Annotated in this window: 17 protein-coding genes; 14 read left to right on the forward strand and 3 right to left on the reverse strand. The window is 75.2% G+C overall.

The window, feature by feature from the left end; all coding sequences use genetic code 11:
• Window positions 1-186: 186 nt before the first annotated feature.
• Window positions 187-819 (forward strand): TetR/AcrR family transcriptional regulator, encoded by a 633-nt coding sequence (locus tag VM95_RS23915; protein ID WP_045700124.1) that lies wholly within the window; start codon window positions 187-189, stop codon window positions 817-819.
• 11 nt (window positions 820-830) lie between these two features.
• On the opposite strand, the gene VM95_RS23920 is transcribed toward VM95_RS23915, so the two are convergent.
• A complete protein-coding gene (locus tag VM95_RS23920; RefSeq protein ID WP_045700125.1) occupies window positions 831-1454 on the reverse strand; it encodes a LysE family transporter in 624 nt (207 codons plus the stop codon).
• A gap of 207 nt (window positions 1455-1661) precedes the next feature.
• On the opposite strand from VM95_RS23920, the gene VM95_RS23925 reads away from it, so the two are divergent.
• A complete protein-coding gene (locus tag VM95_RS23925; RefSeq protein ID WP_045700126.1) occupies window positions 1662-2291 on the forward strand; it encodes a maleylpyruvate isomerase N-terminal domain-containing protein in 630 nt (209 codons plus the stop codon).
• 86 nt (window positions 2292-2377) lie between these two features.
• The gene (locus tag VM95_RS23930) at window positions 2378-2740 is read left to right on the forward strand and encodes a hypothetical protein (protein ID WP_107073068.1); all 363 of its coding nucleotides are present in this window, start codon (window positions 2378-2380) and stop codon (window positions 2738-2740) included.
• A gap of 120 nt (window positions 2741-2860) precedes the next feature.
• On the opposite strand, the gene VM95_RS23935 is transcribed toward VM95_RS23930, so the two are convergent.
• A complete protein-coding gene (locus VM95_RS23935) occupies window positions 2861-3757 on the reverse strand; it encodes a lysozyme (RefSeq protein WP_078860442.1) in 897 nt (298 codons plus the stop codon).
• A 301-nt stretch (window positions 3758-4058) separates the two neighbouring features.
• Here VM95_RS23935 and VM95_RS23940 point away from each other — a divergent pair, with 301 nt between their 5' ends.
• The 7 genes from VM95_RS23940 (at window position 4059) to VM95_RS43785 (ending at window position 19507) form a co-directional block, all read left to right on the forward strand.
• On the forward strand, window positions 4059-4625 hold the full coding sequence (locus VM95_RS23940) for a GNAT family N-acetyltransferase (RefSeq protein ID WP_045700127.1): 567 nt from the start codon (window positions 4059-4061) through the stop codon (window positions 4623-4625).
• 255 nt (window positions 4626-4880) lie between these two features.
• Window positions 4881-6620, forward strand: coding sequence for a glycosyltransferase family 2 protein (locus VM95_RS23945; RefSeq protein WP_341846028.1), 1740 nt, complete (start codon window positions 4881-4883; stop codon window positions 6618-6620).
• 140 nt (window positions 6621-6760) lie between these two features.
• The gene (locus tag VM95_RS23950) at window positions 6761-8887 is read left to right on the forward strand and encodes an acyltransferase family protein (RefSeq protein WP_208615524.1); all 2127 of its coding nucleotides are present in this window, start codon (window positions 6761-6763) and stop codon (window positions 8885-8887) included.
• Between the two features lie 62 nt (window positions 8888-8949).
• Window positions 8950-9285 (forward strand): hypothetical protein, encoded by a 336-nt coding sequence (locus VM95_RS23955; RefSeq protein WP_045700128.1) that lies wholly within the window; start codon window positions 8950-8952, stop codon window positions 9283-9285.
• Window positions 9279-11993, forward strand: coding sequence for a winged helix-turn-helix domain-containing protein (locus tag VM95_RS23960; RefSeq protein ID WP_157882180.1), 2715 nt, complete (start codon window positions 9279-9281; stop codon window positions 11991-11993). The genes VM95_RS23955 and VM95_RS23960 overlap by 7 nt, the downstream gene beginning before the upstream one ends.
• Before the next feature lie 105 nt (window positions 11994-12098).
• Window positions 12099-14099, forward strand: a complete 2001-nt coding sequence (locus tag VM95_RS23965; protein ID WP_045700130.1) for a hypothetical protein — start codon at window positions 12099-12101, stop codon at window positions 14097-14099.
• Between the two features lie 62 nt (window positions 14100-14161).
• Complete coding sequence (locus tag VM95_RS43785; RefSeq protein WP_045700131.1) at window positions 14162-19507, forward strand: S8 family serine peptidase; 5346 nt, start codon at window positions 14162-14164, stop codon at window positions 19505-19507.
• A 48-nt stretch (window positions 19508-19555) separates the two neighbouring features.
• Here VM95_RS43785 and VM95_RS23975 read toward each other — a convergent pair whose 3' ends face one another.
• Complete coding sequence (locus VM95_RS23975; protein ID WP_045700132.1) at window positions 19556-20137, reverse strand: hypothetical protein; 582 nt, start codon at window positions 20135-20137, stop codon at window positions 19556-19558.
• A 147-nt stretch (window positions 20138-20284) separates the two neighbouring features.
• Here VM95_RS23975 and VM95_RS23980 point away from each other — a divergent pair, with 147 nt between their 5' ends.
• The 4 genes from VM95_RS23980 (at window position 20285) to VM95_RS23995 (ending at window position 22413) form a co-directional block, all read left to right on the forward strand.
• Complete coding sequence (locus tag VM95_RS23980; protein WP_045700152.1) at window positions 20285-20515, forward strand: hypothetical protein; 231 nt, start codon at window positions 20285-20287, stop codon at window positions 20513-20515.
• Window positions 20516-20539: 24 nt separating this feature from the next.
• Window positions 20540-21106 carry a hypothetical protein gene (locus tag VM95_RS23985; RefSeq protein ID WP_157882181.1) on the forward strand — a complete coding sequence of 189 codons (567 nt, stop codon included), beginning with the start codon at window positions 20540-20542 and terminating at the stop codon, window positions 21104-21106.
• Entirely contained in the window at window positions 21103-21708 is a 606-nt protein-coding gene (locus tag VM95_RS23990) for a class I SAM-dependent methyltransferase (protein WP_045700134.1), read from the forward strand. The genes VM95_RS23985 and VM95_RS23990 overlap by 4 nt, the downstream gene beginning before the upstream one ends.
• A gap of 84 nt (window positions 21709-21792) precedes the next feature.
• Window positions 21793-22413, forward strand: coding sequence for a histidine phosphatase family protein (locus VM95_RS23995; RefSeq protein ID WP_045700135.1), 621 nt, complete (start codon window positions 21793-21795; stop codon window positions 22411-22413).
• The last annotated feature ends 80 nt before the right edge of the window (window positions 22414-22493 follow it).

The raw sequence follows: 22493 nt of genomic DNA on the forward strand, positions 1-22493 counted from the left end.
GGCCGGGCCCTTCTCGCGGGCCCGGTCCTTCTCGCGGGCCCGGTCCTTCTCGGTGCTGACCGGGCCGGTCGGCCCGCCGGCCTGACTAAGCGCTTGCTCAGCATGGTGTCGGTGGGGGAGCCTGTCAACAGCCCTCCGGCACCGCCGGGGCGAATACGTGTCCGAGCTCCCTGGGAGGATGGCGGAATGACCAGAACGCCCAGCACGCCCATCGCCGACCTCTGGCCCACCCTGCCCGGCGACGCCCGCCCCGAGGCGGCGCACCGGCTGCTCCAGGCCGCCGTCGCGTCGTTCGCCGAACGCGGCTTCCACGCCACCACCACCCGGGACATCGCCACCGCCGCCGGGATGAGCCCCGCCGCCCTCTACATCCACTACCAGTCGAAGGCCGCGCTGCTCGCCGAGATCAGCCAGGCCGGGCACGCCGCCACCCTCGCCCTGGTGTGCCGGGCGGCGGCCGGCGAGGGCGACCCGGCGCAGCGGATGCGCGGCCTGGTCGAGCAGTTCACCGCCTGGCACGCCCGGGCGCGCACGGTCGGCCGGGTGGTCAACTACGAGCTGCACGCGCTGCCCGAGGACGCCTACGCCGTCGTCGCCGCGCTGCGCCTGGACATCGAGCGCGAGGTCAGCGCGCTGATCGAGGCGGGCGTGGCGGCGGGCGCGTTCCAGGTGGCGGAGGTGCGGACGGCGGCCCGCGCGGTCACCTCGCTGGGCATCGACGTGTCGCGCTGGTACACCGACCGCTCGACCGAGACGCCCGAGGAACTGGGCCGCCGGTACGGCGAGTTGGTGCTGCGGATGCTCGGCGCGGAGCTCTGAGCCGAGGGGCCTCAGCCGGTCAGGAGCAGCCGCACCGCCAGCCCGCCGACCAGGGCGGCGGAGGCCAGCGCGGTGAACAGGCGGCCGCGCGGTCCGGTGAGGGCGCGGCCGAGGAGGGCGCCGCTCGCGGCCAGCAGCAGCTGCCAGCTCGCGGAGGCGGCGAACACGGCGGCCGTGAATACTGCCCGGTCGGGGCCGGCCGGCGGGTGCGGGCCGTCGCCGAGGACGAGGGCGGCGAAGTAGAGCACCGTCAGCGGGTTGAGCAGGGTGATGCCGAGCAGGGTGAGGAAGGCCCGGGCGGGCGAGGGCGGCGCCTGCGCGCGCAGCGGCCCGCCGTCCGCGCGGCGGGCGCGCAGCGCGGTACGGGCGGTGCGGACGGCGAGGGTCAGCAGGACGAGGGCCGCGCCGATCCGCAGCGGCGTGGCGACGGGGGCGATCAGCGGGGCGAGCCCGGCGCCGCCGAGGACGGCGAGCAGCGCGTACAGCCCGTCCGCGGTGGCCACGCCGAGCGCGGCGCAGGCGCCGGTCCGCAGCGAGGTGCGGGCGGTGAGCGCCACCAGGTAGGCGCCGACCGCTCCGACCGGCACGGCGACGCCGTACCCGGCGAGCAGGCCGGCCACCAGCGCGGCGCTCACGCGAGCGGGCGGTCGGGCCTCCGGGGGCGGCCGGGACGCTGCTGTCGGCCGCTCGGCACCGGGCGGGCGGCGGCGAGGGGCGACGACAGGTCGGTGGTGTGGTCCATGCGTCGATGCTGGCCGCCCGGGGCCGGGGGCGGCAAGCGGTTTTCCGGAGGCGGCCGGTAGCGTGGGCGGGGCCGTGACCGCCGCTTCGGAGGAGTGCCGATGAGTCGTCAGACCGATCCTGTGCGTGCCCTGTTGGCCGAGGCGTGGGCGTCCTGGGCGGAGCGCGGCGCGGCGCTGGACGCCGAGGGCTGGAGCCGGCCGACCAGGCTGCCCGGGTGGACGGTGCGGGAGCTGTACGCGCACGTGGCGCCGGTGCCGGAGATGTTCACCGGGCTGCGCGCGGCCGTCCTGGACGGGCCGGCGGCGGTGACCGGCGGGGCCGGGATCCTGCGCGCGTACAACCGGCCGGGCGGGATCGCGCACACCGCGGCCGACCAGGTCGCCGAGGCGGCGAAGCAGACGGCGGAGACGGCCGAACCGGCCGTGCTGCTGGCCCGGTTCGGGGTGGAGGGCCCGGCGGCCCTGGCCGGACTGGCCGACCTGCCGCCGGAGGCCGTCGTCGCGCACCCGCTGCTGGGCAGCGTGACGGTCGGCGCGCTCGGCGAGGTGGCGCTGATGGAGGCCACCGTCCACCTCCTCGACCTGATCGCGGCCATCGGCGGCCCGCCGCCCGCCCCGGGGGCGCTGGACTTCACCCGGGCGCTGCTGGCCGAGGTCGCCGACCCGGTCGCGTTCATCGAGGCCGCGACGGGCCGCAGCGCGGCGCCGGTGCTGCCGGTCATCCGCTGATCCTTGGGGCCCGCCGGCGGGGTTCGAGCAGGTCAGACGTATGATCGGGCGGAGACGTCGCCTCCGGGGGGAAGTCAGTGAGTTCGTTGATCGGCCTGCTGTGGCTGGTGCCCGCTGCCTGCTACGGCGCCGGATCGCTCGCCAAGCGCGCCCGCAAGGCGGCGACGGCCCGGCACGAGCGCAAGCTCGAACTCCTCGACCTCACGCACCGCCGGCGCGTCGCCCTGGAGGCGGCCAACCGCCCGCCCGAGCCGGTCTGCGGCTGCACCCACCACCTCGCCAAGCACGACCGGCAGGGCCGCTGCCGCGAGGAGCAGCGGACCGCCGTCGAGTGGGACGCCGAGCTGCGCCCGCTGCGCCACGAACTGCGCGCCTGCACCTGCCAGCAGTACGTCGGCCCCGAGCCGCTGGGTACGGTCTTCGCCCCGGAGCTGGTCGACCCGCGCTGAGCCGGAGCCGGACACCGGGCGGCGCCCCGGTGTCCGGCAGGGATCCGAGCGATGGGCCTCGGGCCTGGAGCTGCAGACCTGGAGCTGCAGGCCTGGAGCTCCAGGCCTCGGCCTCCGGCCTCAGCCGAGGGCGAGGGCGCTCAGGCGGTCGGCGGCGCCGTTGAAGAGGTTCTGGTCGCCGGGGAAGGTGCCGGAGTCGGCGTACTGCCAGAAGGTCTGGTAGCCCCAGCCGTTCGGGAGGGTGCCGGGGCTGGAGGAGTAGCGGGCGATCCAGAGCGGGTTGGTGGAGCCGAAGCCGCCGTAGTTCCCGGTGCACTGGGTCCACCAGTTGGTGGTGGTGTAGATGGTCGGGTAGCGGCCGGTGCGGTACTGGACGGTGTTGCTGAAGTCGCGGATCCAGCTGACCATGGCGCTCTGGCTCAGGCCGTAGCAGGTCGCGCCGTACGGGTTGTACTCGATGTCGAGCGCGGGCGGGAGGGTCTGGCCGTCCGCGGACCAGCCGCCGCCGTGGCTGACGAAGTAGTTGGCCTGGGTGGCGCCGGAGGAGGAGTTCGGCAGCGCGAAGTGGTAGGCGCCGCGGATCATGCCCGCGTTGTAGGAGCCGTTGTACTGCTGGGCGAAGTACGGGTTGGTGTAGCCGGTGCCCTCGGTGGCCTTGACGTAGGCGAACCGGGCGCCGTTGGCGGCCGCGGTGCTCCAGTCGACGTTGCCCTGGTAGCTGGCGACGTCCATCCCGGGGGTCTGGGCGACGGCCAGGGAGGCGTACGGCGCGGCGCCGCGGCCCTCGTGGGCGGCGACGGTGGAGCCGGCGAAGTCGCGCTCGGGGTGGAAGCCGGGCCGGCCCTCGGCGACGGGGGCTGCGTCGGCCGTGGTCGGCCCGGCCGCGTACGCGGGGGCGGCGAGGCCGGTGACCAGGGCGGTGGCGGCGGCGAGGGCGGCGAGGACGGGCAGTCGGCGGTGGCCGGTCCGTCTCGGCGCGGTGGCGGCGGTGCGGGCGGAGCGGGAAGAGCGGGTCATGAGCACTCCTCTGTTCCGGTGCGGTGGCCCAAGGGGCCTACGGGTGCCGGGAGTTGATCCGGCAGGGGAGCACAGTAGCCAGGCACCCGCCGGTGCCGCCAGATATCCTCGGCCACTTCTTGAACGGACGTCACGCGGCGGCGGGCGCCCTCGCCCGCGCGGGCGGCGCCCGGCGGGGGCGGCCGGGCGGGGCGTTCGTGCTGGTCCCCGGCCCGAAGGGGCGTTCGGGCGCTGTGGCACGATGCCCGGACCGGCCGCCGCCCGGCGCGGCCGGTGCCGCCGTCAGACGAAGGGATTCGCCATGTCCGAGACCACCGCAGGTTCCGCCGGCTTCACCGGGGAGCCCACTCTCCGGACCGCCACGCTCGCCGACGTGCCGGCCCTGGTGGCGCTCGTCGAGTCCGCCTACCGCGGCGAGGCCAGCCGGGCCGGCTGGACCACCGAGGCCGACCTGCTGGACGGGCAGCGCGCGGACGCCGAGGGCGTCGCCGCGGCCGTCCAGGACCGGGACGGCGTGGTCCTGGTGGCCGAGCGCGACGGCGCGCTGATCGCCTGCTGCCAGCTGGAACGGCGGGCGGCCAGCGCCTACTTCGGCATGTTCTCGGTGCGCCCGACGCTGCAGGGCGGCGGCATCGGCCGGGTGATGCTGGCCGAGGCGGAGCGGGTGGCCCGCGAGGAGTGGGGCGTGCGGGTGCTGGAGATGAAGGTGATCGAGCAGCGCGCCGACCTGATCGCCTGGTACGAGCGGCGCGGCTACCGCCGGACCGGGGTGTTCAGCCCGTTCCCGTACGGCGACGAGCGCTTCGGCCTGCCGCGCCGGGCGGACCTGCGGTTCGAGCAGTTGACGAAGGAGCTGGGGGAGCTCTGAGGTTGCTGAGTGCTCCGAGCGCTCCGAGGACTCCAAGGGCTCTCAGGGGCGGGCGGGGCGGCGCGTGGTCGGACGTCCGAACGTTGATCATTTGACGTTTCGTCGGGGCCCGTTCGGCGACCTGACTCCACGTCAAGTCGCTGACCAGGAGCGATGCGGAGATGTCACGCCGAATTCACGATTGGTCTAGGCCAATGTGAGAGGCTGAGGGCGAACGGCCACGTACCGTCCCATGCCCAGGGGGGCCATTTCCGCATGCCCGTACTCCATGGCACCGCCATGCCCGCACCCGACGCCGGCCCGCGCCGCCCGGCCGCCGCCCGCCCCGACCACCGCCTGCCCCGCCCACCCGACGACGAGGAGCTGTACTGGTACTTCGGCCCGCAGCGCCGCTGGGTGCTGCTCTGCGCCACCCTCTCCTACGCCGGCGCCACCGCCACCCTCGGCCTGTTCGCCCTCAGCGCCCCGCTGCTCTGGCCGTTCCTGGCCCTCACCCTGCTCAACGCCGCCACCTGGCTGCTCTCCGTCGCGGACGGGCAGCGCGCCCGCCGCTACACCCGCGACTCCCACGACCTGCTGCTGCGCGCCTGGAACCCCGAGCGCCACCCTAGCGTCGACCTGCTGCTGCCCACCGCCGGCGAACCCCTCGCCGTCCTCGACAACGCCTACCGGCACACCGCCGCCGTCCGCTGGCCCGGCGAGCTCACCGTCCTCGTCCTCGACGACGCCGACCGCCCCGAGGTGCGCGAACTCGCCCGCTCCTACGGCTTCCAGTACCGCGCCCGCCCCGACCGCGGCCGCTTCAAGAAGGCCGGCAACCTCAACCACGGCCTCGCCGAGGGCGACGGCGAGATCATCGCCGTCCTCGACGCCGACTTCTGCCCCCGCCCCGACTTCCTGCACCACCTGGTGCCCTACCTCGACAACCCCGAGGTCGGCATCGTGCAGAGCCCCCAGTGCTTCGACACCGACGCCGACATGTCCTGGCTCGAACGCGCCGCCGGAGCCACCCAGGAGATCTTCTACCGCTGGATCCAGCCCTCCCGGGACGCGCAGGACGGCACCGTCTGCTGCGGCACCAACGCCCTCTACCGCCGCGCGGCCCTCCAGCGCGTCGGCGGCTTCGCCGAGATCGACCACAGCGAGGACCTGTACACCGGCCTCTCCCTCGCCCGCGCCGGATGGACCACCCGGTACGTGCCCGCGCTCGTCGCCAAGGGCATGTCGCCCACCGGCCTGCCCGCCTTCATCAGCCAGCAGTACCGCTGGTGCCTCGGCTCGCTCGCGCTCGTCGGTGACCCCGACTTCCGGCGCGGCCCGCTGCCCCGCTCCGCCCGGCTCTGCTTCTGGAACGGCATCCTCGGCTACGTCACCAGCGCGGTCAACGTCCTCGCCGTGCCGCTGCCCGCCCTGATCATGCTGTACTTCCGGCCCGAACAGATCCAGCCCTGGCAGGTCCTGCCCTTCCTGCCGCCGATCTGGGTCGCCCTCGTCCTGCTGCCCGCGATGTCCCGCACCCGCTGGCGCTTCGAGGTCACCCGCGTCCAACTCCTCGGCGGGCTCTGCCACATCGTCGCCATCGCGCACGCGCTGCGCCGCCGCTCCGCCGACTGGGTGCCCACCGGCGCCGTCTCCGGCGGCAGTTCACTCGCCCGCACCGTCGCCCGGATCGGCGTCGGCTGGCTCGGGTTCGTGGTCGTGGCCGGCGCCGCCGGGCTCGCCCGGGCCGCCCTGCGGTACGGCTGGCAGCCCTACTGGGCGCTCACCGCGCTGCTCGGCCTCGGCGCGTACACCATGGTGCCGCTGATCCGGGCCCTGTGGCCGCTGCTGCGCCCCGCCGACGGCGACAAGGGCGCCGCCGTCGGCGAGATCGCGCCGCCCGCCCGCGGCCGCTCCGACCTCGGGTTCGGACGGGCCGAAGCCGTCGCCGTCACCGCCGCGCTGCTGCTCTGCGGGCTGCTCGCCTCCGGGTGGGCCGACCCGCTGCTGTTCTGACGGAACCGCCAGAAGCACCGCCCAGCCGTTTCCTTGCGCGTCGCCCCACCGGCGCGGACTCCGCCGCCCGGCCGCCCCATCGGCCGGCGGCCCGGACCACCGCCACCGCCCGCCCTGCCAGCCCTGCAAGGAGCACCGCCGTGTCAACGGCCGTACCACCTTCCTCCAGCCACTCCGCCGCCACCGCTGCCGAACTGCCCGGCGTCGTCCGGGCGTCGCGGCCGAACGCCGTCGCCGCCCTCGCCGGAACCGCCACCGCCACCACCGCCGCCGTCGAGACGGCGCCACCCCGGCGCACCGCCTTCCGGCCCGACATCGAAGGCCTGCGCGGCATCGCCGTCCTGGCCGTCCTCGCCTTCCACGCGGCCGTCCCCGGCCCGACCGGCGGCTACGTCGGCGTCGACATCTTCTTCGTCATCTCCGGCTTCCTCATCACCGGCCTGCTCATCGGCCGCCCGCTCGGCCTGTGGGACTTCGCCGCCCGCCGCGCCCGCCGCATCCTGCCCGCCGCCGCCACCGTCCTCGTCGCCACCGCCGCCGCCGGCGGCGCCCTGCTCGACCCGCTGCGCGGCACCGACCTCGCCCGCGACCTCATCGCCGCCGCCGGCCAGGTCGCCAACTGGCGCTTCGCCGGCCAGCAGACCGACTACCTGGCCGCCGAACGCGACCCCAGCCCGCTCCAGCACTTCTGGTCCCTCGGCGTGGAGAACCAGTTCTACCTGCTCTGGGGCGTCCTGCTGCTCGGCCTCGCCCGGTACCTGCACGGACGCCGCCGCACCGCCGCGATCACCCTCGCCACCCTCGGCGTCGGCGCCGCCTCGCTGCTGCTCTGCCTGCGCTGGACGGCCACCTCCGCACCGCTCGCCTACTTCTCCACCGCCAGCCGGCTCTGGGAGTTCGCCGCCGGCGCCTGCGCGGCCCTGGCCGGGCGGGCACTCGCCGCCCGCGACGCCACCCCCGCCCTGCGGCCGCTCGGCTGGCTCGGCCTCGCCGCCCTGACCGGCCCGGTCTTCCTCTACGACCGCACCACCCCCTTCCCCGGCGCCGCCGCGCTGCTGCCCGTCCTCGGCACCGCCGCCCTGCTCCTCGCCGGCGCCACCCCGCGCCCGCTCGGCGCCGCCGACGCCGGGCGGCTCCTCGCCACCCGGCCGCTGCGCGCCGCCGGACGCCTCTCCTACGCCTGGTACCTCTGGCACTGGCCCGTGCTCACCATCGCCCAGGCCCGCTACGGCGCCCTGCCCTGGCCCGTCCTGCTCGCCCTCACGGCCCTCAGCGCGCTGCCCGCCTGGCTCACCCTGCGGCTCGTCGAACAGCCCCTGCGGTACGGCAGCAGCCCGGCGCCCCGACGCGGCCTCGCGGTCGGCGCCAGCGCCCTCGTCATCCCGCTGATCGCCGCGCTCACCCTCGGCGGCGGCACCGTCCGCGCCCTCGGCACCGCCACCGCCGACGCTGCCGCGCCCGCCGGAGCCGTCGACGGGCCCGCCCTGCTCGCCCCCGGCGCCCGGCTCGCCGCCCTCACCCCCTCGCTCGCCCGCGCCCGCGAGGACTTCCCGCCCGGCCAGGGCTGCGAGATCGCCCTCAACGCCGACCGCAGCCCCCGCTGCCTCTTCGGCGACGACCGCAGCCCCGACCGCCTCGTCCTGCTCGGCGACTCGCACGCCGGGCAGTGGATCTCGGCGGCCAAGAAGATGGCCGAACAACGGCACTGGGCGCTGGAAGTCCTGGTCAAACCCGGCTGCCCGCTCGCCACCCTCACCGTCCGCAACAACGTCCTCGGCCGCACCTTCGAGGAGTGCGACCGCTGGCGGGAGAACACCCTCGCCCGGCTCGCCGACGAACCCAGGCCGCGCCTGGTGCTGATGGCCGGCCTCAACCGCTACGGCAGCCAGGAGGAGCGCACCCGGGGCTGGACCCGCACCCTGGACCGGCTCACCGCGCTCGGCGCCCCGCTCGCCTACCTCGGCGACACCCCGATGCCCGGCAAGGACATCCCCACCTGCCTCGCCGCCTCGGACGGGCGGGACGACGCCTGCTTCTTCGCGCGCGACACCGCCTTCGAACCCGACCCGATGCTCGACGGCGGCCTCGCGGCGCGCTACGGCGTCCGCACCCTGGACCTCGGGCCGCTGCTCTGCCCCGGCACCGGGCCGACCTGCCCGGCCGTCCTGGAAGGCGTCGTGCTGTACCGCGATACCGGGCACATCACCGACACCCTGGCGAAGGTGCTGGCCCCCCGCCTCGACAAGGCCCTCCTCGGGGCGGCCTGAGCCACCGTGAGAGCGCGACGGGCCGCGGGCTGCTCCGCGGCCCGTCCCGTACGCTCCGAGCCGTGTTCAGGTTCCAGGTGGCCGCGGACGGCCCGACCCCGCTCACCGTGCGGTTCGAACCGCTCGCCTGGGAGGTGGTGATCGACCCGGGCGACCACATCCTCGTCGAACGGCCGGAGCACGGCCCCGGCCCGGGCACGTTCTGCCACGCGCCCGGCCGGCTCGCGATCCTGGAACCGGACTTCCGGCCGGACCGCACCTGGGCCCGGGTCCGGACCTCGGCCGGCGAGGAGATCACCTACGAGCGCTCGTCCGCCGCTCCCCGCCCTCGCTCCCGGGCCCGCGCGGACCTCGCGATCCGACCGTCCGCCGCATCACTTACAGTGAGCGGGTGGTAACGCGACGTTCGTACACGCAGGCCGGTATCGCCGACCTCAAGACGACCATCCCGACGTCCCACGTGCCGCTGATCAGACGGGAGCCACTGCTGCGTTCGCTGGACGCGGCGGTCACCCGGCCGGTCGCGCTGGTCTGCGCCCCGGCCGGGTTCGGGAAGACCTCGCTGCTGGCGGACTGGGCGACGAACGGGACGTCCCACCGGCAGGGTGACGTCGCCTGGGTGAGCCTGGACGCGGACGACAACGACGGCTTCCGGCTCTGGACGGCGATCCTGGGCGCGCTGGCCCAGCTGTCGGCGGTCGGCGAGCACTGCACGCTGCCGCGTCCGGCCGAGGCCGGGCGGGACATCCGGCCCGGGTTCGTCGCCACGGTGGCCAACACCCTCGCCGAACTGCCGCGCCCGGTCTGGCTGGTGCTCGACGACGTGCACGAGGTGGTCGACCCGGGGACGCGGTGGGGCCTGCGCGAGCTGATGCGCTACCAACCGGACCAGCTGCACGTGGTGCTCAGCTCCCGCCACGACCCGCACCCCGACCTGGCGCTGCCCCGGCTGCGGGTCGAGGGACGGCTCGGCGAGCTCGACGCGGACGCGCTGCGGATCACCCACGAGGAGGCCCGCGCGCTGCTCGCCCAGCACGGCGTCACCCTCGCCGAGGACGACCTGGCGCGCCTGCTGGAGCGCACCGAGGGGTGGGCGGCGGCGCTCCGGCTGGCGGCCCTGTCGCTGCGCGGTCACCCGGACCCCAGCGGGTTCGTGGCGGGCTTCCGGGGCGACAACCGCCCGGTGGCCGACTACCTGTTCGCCGAGATCATGACCCGGCTGCCCGCGGCGCTGCAGGAGTTCCTGATGGACACCAGCGTCTGCCAGTACCTGACGGCGGACCTCGCCGACCGCCTGACCGGCCGCACCGACGCGGCGGAGGTGCTGGCCGGACTCCGACGCTCCAACATCCTGGTCACCGGGCTCGGCGCCGACGACCGCTGGCTGCGCTACCACTCGATGCTCACCGACTACCTGCGCACCGAGCTGGCCCGCCGCCGCTCGGCCCGGCTTCCCGAACTGCACCGGCGGGCTGCCGCCTGGCACACCGAGCAGGGGCTGCTGCCCGAGGCGCTGGAGCACGCCGTCGCCGCGGGCGACCTCGACGGGGCGGCCGGACTGCTGGACCGGCACGGCGTCTCGATGGTGATCGCCGGGCAGGACGCCGTACTGCGCCGGGTGCTGGACGGCGTCCCGGTGGACCGGCTGCGCCACCCGCCCGGTGCGCTCCTGGCGATGGCGTACGCCTGCGTCCACCGGGCCGACCTGGAGACCGCCGACCGGCTGCTCGCGCTGGACCGGAAGCCGGAGGACCAGGCGAGCCGGGAGGAGGTGCTCCGCGCGGTCGTCGAGCTCGACCAGGCGCGCCTGGCGGGCGGCCTCGACCGCGCGCTGCGCGCTGCCGAACCGCTGCTGCCCGACCACCTGGACGACCGCGACCTGGAGGCCGCCGTCCGGTTCAGCCGGGGCGCCGCCCGCTGCTGGACCGGCCGCCGCGGGCCGGGCACGGCGGATCTGGAGGCCGCCCTCGCGCTGGCCGGATCAGGACGCCGGGACCGGCTCGCGGTGGAGTGCCTGAGCGAGCTCGCCTCGATGGCCGCCACCGGCGGCGACCTGGTCGCGATGGCCGACCGGGCCGAGGAGGCGCTGCGGTACAGCGTCCGGCACCGGGCCGCGCCGCGGCTGCCCTGCGCCACGGCGTACGCGGCCCTGGCCTGGGTGAAGGTGCAGCGCTGCCGACCCGACGCGGCGGCGGACCTGGCCGGGCACGCCTTCGCGATGGCCGAGGGCCGGTCCGACCCCGGCGTCGAGCTCTGGGCGCTCGCCGTCCTCGCGATGGTCCGCTACGACCGGGGTCAGCGGCATGCGGCGCTCGACGAGCTGCACGCCGCGCTGCACCGCTCGGACGGCCGCCAGGTGCCGCCGGCCGTGCTCGCGGTGGTGCTGGCCGAAGCGGCCCGGACGGCCTGGGCGGTCGGGGACCAGGAGGGCACCCACCACCTCACCCAGCTGGCCCGGCGCCGGCTCGCCGACGCGCCGGACACCGGTCTGCTCACCGCCTACCTGCACCTGGCGCAGGGGCGCGTCGCCGCCGCCCGGCGGTCGCTGCGGCCCTTGCTGGACGGCTCGGCGGTTCCGCTGGTGGCCACGAACGCGGTGGGCGCGGCCCTGCTGGAGGCGCAGATCGCGATGGAGCACGGGCACCACGCCCCTGCGCTGGCGGCGCTGCGCCAGGCCGTCGTGCCGGCCGCGCCGCAGGAGCTGCACCGGCCGTTCCAGGCCACCGGCGAACCGGCCCGCGAGCTGCTCAGCCGGTACGGGCCGGGGCTCGGCCCGTACCGCGGGTTCGCGCTGCGCACGCTGGCGCTGTTCTCGCAGCAGGCGGTGCGGGCACCGCTGACCCCGCGCGAGTACGCACTGCTGGAGCAGTTGGACACGGTGCAGACGCTCTCCCAGGTCGCCGCCGCGCTGAGCGTCTCGGTGAACACCATCAAGACGCAGGCCCGGGGCCTGTACGGCAAGCTCGGCGTCGGCAACCGGCGCGACGCGGTCCGGGCGGCGCGGGCGGCGGGCCTGCTCACCGTGGACGGACGGCCCACCGGCCCCACCCCGCCCGGGAACACGCCGCCCGGAATCACCCCGCCCGGAATCACCCCTCGGGGGTGAGGCGGAGTCCGCGTCCGGCGGCAAGCGTGACGGGTGACCGACCGGGAGACCGCGACCGATCCGGTCGACCGGCTCCCGCTGACCCGACCGGCGAGGAGACGAGCGATGTCCGGTGTGTTGGAGGAACGCTACGGAGTGGCCATGTCCGGGGTGGCATGGGACTCGGGGAACTTCAAGTTGTGGGGCGGCCAGGCCGCGGACGTGATCCTGTTCAGTCCGAAGCAGCCGATGCTCGCCCGGAGTGCCACGACCGGGCGCTACGAAGCGGCCTGCACGGAGTTCCGCGCCCAGAAGGACAACACCTACCAGATCATCGGCGGGGCGGCCTCGTTCACGGCGACGAGCGCGATCCAGGCCGACGACAGCCAGCTCGCGGCCCTCAAGGACCAGTGGCGGCAGACCCTCGCCGGAGCCCAGGACGCGCCCCAGAACCCGATCTTCGTGCCGCTGAACACCCGCAAGGGGCAGACCGCACTGGCGATCCCCGCCGTCTCGGGGACGGTCTCCGACCTCACCGCCAAGGCCAACGACGCCGGCACACCCGGCGGCACGGTCACCTACCTGGCCGACCTGACGGCGTACGGCGCCCAGGAGTGGGCCGATGCGATCAGGAACGGGCGCTCGCCGGTCGCGCAGGTCATGCTCAGCTACGAGTACCTGCGCTACATGCCGCAGTGCTCGGTCGAGATCCTGATGCACGGGGACCGGGTCTTCCAGCACTTCTCCGGTGAGCTGAAGGCGAGTTACGACGGCTGGCTGTACGGCGGGAGCGTCGACATCCAGGCGCAGCTCGAATCGCTGCGGGCGGACAGCAGCATCGAGATGAAGTTCTACGGTCTGGACGACCTGCCGGGCGGGATGGAGAAGATCAAGGAGAGCGTCACCAACACCATCATCGACCAGGGGCTCAAGGCGCTGCTCGGCATGCTCTTCCAGCCCAAGCCGGACGTGAAGCCGGCGGTGGCGGGCAGTTCCGGCGGCATCTTCGGCGGGGCGAACCTGGCCCTCAAGTGGCAGCGGGCGGAGCAGGCCGCGGACATCACAACCAAGCTGGAGTTCGGCGGGTTCACCTGGCTGACCGAACGGGCGGACGTCGACCTGAGCATCTTCGCCGCGCTGGACGACAGTTACGTCACCACGGTGAACACCGAGCTCCAGTTCCCGAGCACCATCACGGTGGTCGGCAACCCGCAGGTGGCGAGCACCGCGGTGGCGTTGGACTACTCGGAGGGCCAGGCCCCGCAGTCGCCGGTCTTCCTGGCGGACGGCGGCAGCAAGAGCTACGTCGTCACCAGCGCGGCCCCGGACAACGTCACGGTCCACTACGACGCGAAGATCAACTATGCGCCGGGCAGCTGGCCGATCGTGGACGACGCGGCCAGCGGGACGGTCAAGCAGGGGTTCGGCAACATCCTCATCAAGCCCTCGCAGTGGGTCGGCTCGACCACGATCTACCTGTACGTCAAGAACGCCGCCGCCAAGGGCATCCAGCTGATCAACCCGACCATGGGCAACGACTACCTGGTGGTCAACGTCACCTACACCTCGCCCGGCCTCACCCAGCCGATCAAGGCGTCCACCAAGCTCACCATGGACACACCGGTCACCTTCAGCTATCCGATCAGCCCCGGTGGCCAGCCCGGCACGGCGACCTTCAGCGCCTTCGGGATCATCGGCGGCAAGCTGGTGCACGCGGCCGAACAGCCGCTGGGGATCAACGAGTCGGCGGTGTTCGTGCTGGTCAGCGACACCGGGGTGCAGCTGATCTCCGACGCGGCGGTGCTCGCCGAGGACGACGCCACCGCCCAGGACCTGCTGCGCAAGAAGGACAACGTCGTCGTCACCGGAGGCACCGGCGACGGGAAGCAGGGCGAGACCACGAAGGCCGCCGCCGGCAACGGCGCCGGCCACCTCAAGGGCACGTTGGTGGGCGTCGAGTACGACGACACCGGCGCCTGGCTGCTGATCGACTCCCCGGACGGGCGGCACCGGCTGGCCCTGCACTCGGACCGGCAGGCCGCCCGCTTCACCGAGCGCGAGGCGGTCGACGTGGCGCTCGACCCGGCGGGCGCCGTCGCCAGGGTGACCGTCGAGCTGCCCGCCTGAGCGGCAGACCTCCGAGGACCGCACGCCGCGAGCCGCAGGTTCGAGAGCGCAGGGAGAACGTGATGAGCCGGACCGTGATCGTCCCGCAGACGTCGCCGGTGCTGCGGGACGCCAGCACCCACGTGCTGTTCCACTACGCCAACGGCGAGCTCCTGGTCGAGACGGACGCCGCGACGGTCGAGGACGCCCGGGGCGGGGGCGACGGTGGCGGCGACGGCGGGGGTGGGGGCGGTGGACAGGACGGCGAGATCCCGGTGACGACCGGTCTGGCCATCGGCACGCCCCATCAGCTGGCGGCGGCCCGGTCCGGGCTCGACGCCGTCCCCGGCAACGCGCCGGCCACGGCGTACGTCGAACTGCGCGGTCCGGCCGACGGCGACATGCTCGCCGCGATCGAGCGGGCCGGCGTCCACCCGCAGCAGTTCGTCCCGGCCGCCAGCTACCTGTGCACCGGCACCGGGGCGGCCCTGCGGGCCGTCCGCGCGCTGCCGTTCGTCCGCTCGGTGATACCGGTCGGCGCCGACCTGAAGGCGCGCGTCCCCACCAGCGAGGACGCGAACGCGCCGGTCGACGTCGAGGTGGTCGCCTCGGCGGCCCTGGTCGAGGCGGGTTCCTTCGCCGAGCAGCTCGCGGCCGTCCCCGGGGTCACCGTCGAGGGCCCGGCGGAGGCCGCCGGGGCGTGGGTCCGGGTACCGGCGAAGGTCACCACCGCCGGTCAGGAGGCGCTGCTGGCGGACCGGCGGATCGTGGCGGTGGAGCCACGCGCCGCGAAGGTGCCCGAGGACGAGGTCGCCGACCTCGTCCTGGTCGCCGGCCTGGACGCCGCGAACCACCCCGAGGGCTCGTACACGACCTGGCTGGACGACCACGCGGTGAACGGCACGGGCGTCACCATCGGCATCGTCGACGGCGGCGTGGACGTCTCGCACCCGGCCTTCACCGGCCGGATCACCGACCTCGCCGCCGGGCAGAAGGCCTGGCACGCCACCTTCGTGGCCGGGCACGCGGCCGGCTCGTACCTGGACTCCAAGGACAAGGACGGCTTCGTCTACGGCCTGGGCGTGGCCCCGTGCGCCGGGCTGCTCGCGCAGGACATGACGAAGAACGCCGGCACGCTCTGCTCCGAGACGGTGTCCTCATCCAGCCCGGCGGGGGTGGCCGGCTCGATCCAGAACAACTCCTGGGGCGCCGGCACCCACGACCCGATGGACTACCTCTCGCTGGAGGCCACCTACGACGGCCTGGTGCGCAACGCCACGGGCGCGGCCGAGGCCGTCCCGCTCACCATCTGCTTCTCGGTCGGCAACGACGGCACGGCGGGCATCACCAGACCCCACGGCGCCAAGAACCTCATCGTCACCGGCAACTCCGAGAACTACCGCCCGGACTTCGGCGGCACCGACGCCGACAACGTCCGCGAGGTCTACAGCGGTGCGCACGCCTCCAGCATCGGCAACTGCGGCGACGGCCGGATCCGCCCGCACGTGGTGGCACCGGGCGAGTGGACGGCCTCGGCCAACTACGACTCCCACCCGGGGGAGAAGGAGTACGTCGACGACAGGATCACCTGGGGCGGCGGCTCCTCGGGAGCCAGCCCCAAGACGGCGGGTGCCTGCGCGCTGCTCACCCAGTGGTGGCGCGCCCACGACGGCGGGGCGAGCCCCTCGCCCGCCATGCTCCGCGCGCTCGTCGTCAACGGCGCCGAGCCGATCGACTCCGGAGGCACGGTACCCAACACCACCCAGGGCTGGGGCCGGCTCGACCTCGACAACGTCGTCTCCGACACCGTCCACCGCTGCTACGTCGACCAGACGATCCTGCTCACCTCCCGTGGTGACAGCCGGACCTGGACGATCCGCCCGACCGATCCGACCCGCCCGCTGCGGGTCACCCTGGCCTGGACCGACCCACCGGGCGCGCCCGGCACCGGCACCGCCACCGCCCCGGCGGTGGTCAACAAGCTCGCGCTGCGGGCGAGGAGCAAGGGCCTGCTCTACCGCGCGAACCAGTTCGGCTCCGGGTGGTCCGTCCCCGACCAGGGCGAGCAGCACGAGGGCTGGGACAACACCCAGTGCGTGTTCCTCCGCCCGGAGGACCTGGACGACACCGTCGAGGTGAGCGTCACCGCCCTCGACCTGGCGATGAACTGCCTGACCAACACGGCCGACACGCCCCAGCAGGACTTCGCGCTGGTGATCCGCGGCGGCTTCCTCGACCAGGGGGCCACCCCCGCCGACGTCTTCCTGGTCATCGACCCGGCCGCCGGATCGGCCTCCATCGACACCACGAGCAACTGGGCGCCCGGCAGTTCGGACAGCGCCGCGGTCGGCTCCCCGCCGGTCTCGACCCAGACCGCCCGGCCCACAACCGCCGCCACGACGACGCCCGGCTCGGACGGCAGTAGCGCCGGATCGAACGGCAGCGGTGCCGGATCGGACGGCAGCGGCACGGATTCGCCGACCACCGACAGCTGGTGGAACGAGCCCGGCGCGGCCACCGAGACCACCCGGGCCCTGCCGCCCGTGCCGCCCGCCGTCCTCGCCGGCGCGGCCGCGGGGCTGGGGATCGCCAGGGGCGCGGCGGCCGTCAGCACCCCCGACGCGGCCGCCCGGCCCGTCGACGACCTCGGTGCCGCCCTCGCCCGGATCGACGCGAGCTGGGCCACCCACGACGGCACCCGCCGCCGCGCGGCCGTGCTGGTCGTCGGCGACGCGACCCGGGTGTCCCTCGCCGACGTGGCGACGCTGCGCCGGCTCGCCTTCCGGGGTGAGCTGTGGGTGCTCAGCTCCACCCGGTCCGTCCTCGGCTTCCTGGCCCAGCGGGTGCACCGCCGCACCGGCGTGCACTACCGGCTGAGCCTCGACGCCAACGGGCTCGCCCAGTCCGTGCGCGACGCGCTCGCCGAGGCCGCCGGGTTCCAGCGCCTGGAGGTCCGGACCAGGGTGCTCCCGCCCGCGACGGACTGCGAGTTCGACGTGCTGCCGGCCGACGAGGCCCTGCTGCTGCGGGTGCAGTCGCCGCAGGCCCATGCCCTCGTGCTGCGGCTGGCCGAGGGGTCGGGCGCGGCGCCGGTGCAGCTCACCCCCGGCGCGCTGCCCGCGGGCGTCTCGGTGACGGTGAGCGACGGCCTGGTCGAGGTGCGGACACCCGTCCTGCCGGGCAGGGCCGGTCCCTGGACGCTCTCGGTCACCTTCCCGGCGGGCAGCCCCCCTCCGGTCGTCGACGTCTACGCCCGCAGCCGGTTCGCTCCCGGGGCGACCCGCACGGACACCGGGGCGGGGCCGCTGGTCGCGGTGCACGGCGGGAGTTCGGGGCGGCTCGGACGGCTCCACTTCGAGCCGCCGCGCGTCGCGGGCGCGACCGGGCAGGTCCGGGGCCTGGAGACCGACCGAGGCATCGATCTCGTCTCCACCACCAGTCGGCTCGACCAGCGCGGCCCGGTCCAGGAGGCACCCAAGGAGGTCCTGGTCCGATCGCTCGGCACGGTCGTCCGCACGCAGCAGGTCGGCCGGGGCGCCAGGGTGATCGACCTGATCGGCACGGCCTCCGGGGCCGTCGCGACCGGGCACCGGTTCTCCCGGAAGGTGCGCACCGGCGTCGTGGAGCTGGAACCGCGCTCGGTCTGGCGCGCCTCGCTGCCGCCCGCTCCGGTGATCACCACGGCCGCCACCGAGGTCGTCGACGTCGCCCGCGGCGCCGACGGCGTCAGCGCGCTCACGCTCTGCCGCGGCCCCCGGCGGCGGCGGATCGCCGTGCCGGACCCGGCACTGCGCCGCAGGATCGCCGACCTCGACCTGACGGATCGTCACCTCATCTTCGCCGTGCGCGGATCCGACCTCGTCGCCGTGGTCCGGGGACTGGACGGGATCCGGCCGGGCTCCGCCGTCGCCCAGCCCCCGGCCGGCGGCGCCCCCGCCGTGGAGGACGTCCGGGTGGCGAGAACCGTCCTGCTCGCGGACGACATCCAGAACGACGCCCAGGACTTCAGCACCCTGGACGACCGCCCGCCCCAGCTGCGGCACTTCCCCGTGTCACCGCCGCACCGGAGCCCGGTCGTGCTGCGCCCGGTCTGGCACGGCCCGGCCCAGGTGCTGCCCGTGCCGGTACCGACGCTCGGCGCGCCCGTCGCCGTCGGCGACTTCGTCCTGTGGCCGGACCAGGCGCACAGCCAGGCCTACTTCAGCCTCGCCGCCCCCCGACTGCGCACGGTCTCGCTGGTGGTCGACCGGGCCGACGTCCCGGCCGCCGGGGGAACCACCACCAAGATCACCGGCGGCAATGCCGTGGTCACCGTGAGCGCGTACGCGGACGACGACCCCACCCGACTCCCGGCGCTCCGCGCGGGCTGGGCCACGGCACTGATCGGCGGCGGCTACGCCGGCGCGGGCAGCTGGCAGTACGCGCCGCTGAGCCTGCAGGCGCTGGACGGCCTGCTGGACATCCCGGCGACCGACCTGGCCGGCCCGGTCACCGTCGCGACGGCTCGCGACGCCGGGACGGTCGTGTTCTCCGTGCCGCTCTCCGAGACCGGCGCGCTGGGCTGGTCCTCGCTCCTCAACAGCAGCAGCGGCAGCCGGATCGTCGGGGCGTGCACCCTCAAGGCCAAGTACGCCGCCAAGCTCGGCGACACCGTCGTCGCCCAGGACAGCACGCTCGCCTGCGCCCTGGGGACACTGCTGGCCGGCGCCGGCCCCGGCGACGTCACCACCGTCGACCCGCAGGTCACCGTGGTGAGCCAGGTGATCGTCACCCCGAACCAGCTCGTCGACAGCGTCACCGTCGACCTGCTGCCCAGCCAGGGCGCCCCACCGGCGTCGCTCACCTTCACCAAGGAGGGCGGGCAGACACCGGTTCCCGTGACGGCCCAGCACATCGAGACCGTGACGGTCGGCTACGACGCGTCGGTCCGCTTCACCCAGGCCGGCTGGCCGCTGATCCCCCAGAAGGGCACCCTCGACTTCGCGAAGGCGGACTGGAACCTGTGGATCAAACCCGACTCCTGGCTGGTCGAGTTCAGCCTGCTGGCCCTGTTCCTCGACGCACAGAACCAGGTCCAGGCGGCCCAGGGCCCGACCGACGTCGTGACGCTGCGGATGGCGTACAACCATCCGGTACTGGCGGGCCCCCTCACGCTCGCCTTCGCGGCACCCGACAACCAGTTGGTCACCGTCCCCTTCCCGGTGCCGCCCGGTGCGGCCGCACCCCCGACCCTCGAACTCGACGTGCTCGGCACCCGCGGCCCGACCGTGGTGGGGCCCAAGAGCCGGGTCCTCACCGCAGAGGAGACCATGATCGTCGTCAAGATCTACGCCAACGGCGCCGTCGACATCACCACCAACAAGGACCACGTCGCCGAGGGCACCCAGCTGGACTACGCCCTGAGCATGCTCGCCAACCTGCACGGATAGCCACGGCCCCGCCCCCGGCCACAACGGGGCCGCCGGGTCGTGCGTGCGTCAGCCGTAGACGCTGCGGCACAGGCGGGCCTGTTCGGAGCCGGGGGCCCAGCGGGCGGTGCGTTCGGCCTGGTCGCAGACGTTGCCCGGGCCCAGGGACGGCGGTGTCGGGGCGGTGCCCGGGGGCGCGGCGGCGTGGGGGGAGGCGGTGGCGCGCACGGGGTGGCTCGGCTTCGGGCGGGGGGCGCTCGTGGGGTGCTGTGCGTCGGCGGCCGAGGGTTCGGGCTCGACGGTCGTGCCCAGGCCGGCCTCCGGGGTGGGCGCCGGCAGCGGGGAGGGCGCGGGCGGGCCGGGCGGCGGCCCGGCCGAAGGGGTGGCCGGGCCGGAGGGCAGGGCCACCAGCCGGGGGTCGTCGCCCGCGCCCGGCCCGCCGCAGGTCGCCAGGACGGCCGCCAGCACCGCGCCCGTGCCGACCGCCGCCAGCACCCAGGCCGTCCGGGCCCGGGGCGAGCGACGCGGCCCGGGCGAGGGCGCCGGGGCGGCGGGCGGCGCGCCCGGCGGGGGCGGGGCGGGCACCGGGGGCGGCTGCCAGGCGTTCGGCGGCCACTGCCACGGCTGCGCCTCGGAGGGCCGCCCGGTCACGTCCTGGTCCTCGTCATGTCCTCGTCCTCCAGCCGCCGAGCCCCCGCCGTACCTTTCCGTGCTCAACGAGCGCGCGGACGCGGGGACATGACCCGGAAGAGGGGTCTGGACGGGCGCGGGTTGCCGCCGGACCACATGCTGGGGGGCATGGGAAACGACAGCACGTCCGCGCACCTGGTTGAGGTGGCCGAATTCGGCACCGACAGCCGCTACCGGCTGGTCCACTTCGAAGGGCAGGGCTGGGAGCCGCTGGGCCCCGAGGAGTTCGAGCCCCGCTGCCACCAGCTCTTCCCCGACCTCGACCCGCACGACCCGGTCCGGGTCCACTGGGCCGACCACCCCTGGGAGTGGCCCACCTGGCACCCCGGCGAGGCCTGACCCGCCGTTCGTTACGCTGTCCGGGTGAGTGTGGATCACTTCTGGCGCCGCCTGCCCGGGCGGGCGGTGGACGGCTGCTCGCCGCAGGAGCTCGGCGAGCTGGTGCCCCGGCACCGCGACGTCCGGTACGACCGGCTGGCCGCCGCCGGGCTCGCCCTCGGCGTGCGCCGCACCGCCCTGCTGATGGAGCTCGCGCTCACCGAGAACGGGTTGCACCCGGACCCGGCCGCCCGGCTGCCCGTCTACGGCGGCCCGCCCGGCCCGCCCGGTCCGCCCGGCCCGGACGGCCCGGACGGCGCCGCGGCGGGCGTGCCGCTGGTCCTGCGGCCCGAACAGGTCGCGGCCGCGGCCGCGTTCCTGCGCGGCTCCGCGCTCGGTGAACTCGTCCGTCAGCAGGCCGCCGTGCTCGCCCGCACCGTCGCCACCCAGGGCTTCCCCACGCCGTGGTCCGAGGCGTGGGCCGCCCGCATCGTCGCCGACCTGCGCGACCTGCGGGACTTCTTCGCCGACGCGGCCGCGGCGGGCGACGCCGTACTCGTCGGCGACGCCGAACGGGCCGTCCAGGGCAACAGCGGGGGAGCACGATCATGAACCGGCCTGCGGGCACGACCGGTTACGGCCCGGCGGCCGCGCGGCTCGCCGAACAGTACGAGGCCGTCGACTTCGCCGACGTCCACCGCGAGCTGCGGCCGCACTACCCGGCGCCGCCCGCCGCCGTCCTCGACGTCGGCGCCGGCACCGGGCGCGACGCCGCCGCGCTCGCCCGCCTCGGGCACCGGGTGACCGCCGCCGAACCGACCCCCGAACTCCGCGCCATCGGCGAACGGTTGCACGCCGGCGCCGGCATCCGCTGGGTCCCGGACGCGCTGCCCGAGCTGCCGCTGCTCCGCGCCGAGACCGCACGCTACGACCTCGTCCTGCTCACCGCCGTCTGGATGCACCTCGCCCCCGAGGAACGCCCGGCCGCGATGGACGCGCTCGCCGCCCTGCTCGCCCCCGGCGGCCGGCTCTCCCTCACGCTGCGCCACGGGCCCGTCCCCGCCGACCGCCGGATGTACGACGCCGGCGCCGAGGAGGCCGTCGACCTCGCCGCCGCCCGCGGCCTGCGGCTGCGCCACCGCGCCGAACGGGCCGACCTGCACGGGCGGACGGACGTGCACTGGTCGCTGCTGCTCCTCGAACGGGCCGGGTAGCGGCAGGGGGACGGAACCGGGCGGCGGTCCGGCCGCGTCGCTCCGGGAACGACCCCCACCGCCCCACCTGCAGCAAGGACCCGCATGAGCGACACCGCCACCCGCTACCTCTACCTGGCCCGGCACGGCGAGGCGACCCCGGACGGCGAACTCACCGACATCGGGCGCCGGCAGGCCGTCCTGCTCGGACGCCGCCTCGCCGAGCGGCCGATCACCGCCGTCCACCACGGGCCGCTGCCGCGCGCCGCGGAAACCGCCCGGCTCGTCGCCGAACAGCTCGGCGGCGTCCGGGCGGCGGCCTGCGCCGAGGCCGGCGACTACGTCCCGCACGTACCCGAGCGGGGCGAACTTCCGGACGACAGCGCGGAGTTCCTGCTCGACTTCCTGTCCAGCACCTCGGCGGAGGAACGCGACCAGGGCCGGGAGCTCGCCCGGCAGGCCGTCGAGCGGTTCACCGGGCCGGTGGCGGGCGGCGCGGAACGGCACGAACTGGTCGTCACCCACGCCTTCCTGATCGGCTGGCTGGTCCGGCAGGCCATGGACGCCCCGGCGTGGCGCTGGCTCGGCCTCAACCCGGGCAACACCGCGCTCACCGTGCTGCGCTACGCGCCCGGCCGGCCGCCGTCCGTGCTGCTCTACAACGACCTGCGCCATCTGCCCGAGGAGCTGTGCTGGACCGGGTTCCCGCCCGCGCTCAAGGTCTGACGGCGCCGAACTCCTCCGCTGGGCGGTGTTGTTGATCCGGCGACAGGAATATGTCGACCGGTCTATGGTTTCCCGCATGG

The sequence above is a fragment of the Streptomyces rubellomurinus genome (assembly GCF_000961885.1).
Lineage (GTDB): Bacteria > Actinomycetota > Actinomycetes > Streptomycetales > Streptomycetaceae > Kitasatospora > Kitasatospora rubellomurina.

Bases quoted from the DNA above. Each gene is read 5' to 3' on its own strand.
- VM95_RS23915 (WP_045700124.1), top strand. From the start codon at position 187: ATGACCAGAACGCCCAGCACGCCCATCGCCGACCTCTGGCCCACCCTG.
- VM95_RS23925 (WP_045700126.1), top strand. From the start codon at position 1,662: ATGAGTCGTCAGACCGATCCTGTGCGTGCCCTGTTGGCCGAGGCGTGG.
- VM95_RS23935 (WP_078860442.1), bottom strand. From the start codon at position 3,757: ATGACCCGCTCTTCCCGCTCCGCCCGCACCGCCGCCACCGCGCCGAGA.
- VM95_RS23940 (WP_045700127.1), top strand. From the start codon at position 4,059: ATGTCCGAGACCACCGCAGGTTCCGCCGGCTTCACCGGGGAGCCCACT.
- VM95_RS23945 (WP_341846028.1), top strand. From the start codon at position 4,881: ATGCCCGTACTCCATGGCACCGCCATGCCCGCACCCGACGCCGGCCCG.
- VM95_RS23965 (WP_045700130.1), top strand. From the start codon at position 12,099: ATGTCCGGTGTGTTGGAGGAACGCTACGGAGTGGCCATGTCCGGGGTG.
- VM95_RS43785 (WP_045700131.1), top strand. From the start codon at position 14,162: ATGAGCCGGACCGTGATCGTCCCGCAGACGTCGCCGGTGCTGCGGGAC.
- VM95_RS23980 (WP_045700152.1), top strand. From the start codon at position 20,285: ATGGGAAACGACAGCACGTCCGCGCACCTGGTTGAGGTGGCCGAATTC.
- VM95_RS23990 (WP_045700134.1), top strand. From the start codon at position 21,103: ATGAACCGGCCTGCGGGCACGACCGGTTACGGCCCGGCGGCCGCGCGG.
- VM95_RS23995 (WP_045700135.1), top strand. From the start codon at position 21,793: ATGAGCGACACCGCCACCCGCTACCTCTACCTGGCCCGGCACGGCGAG.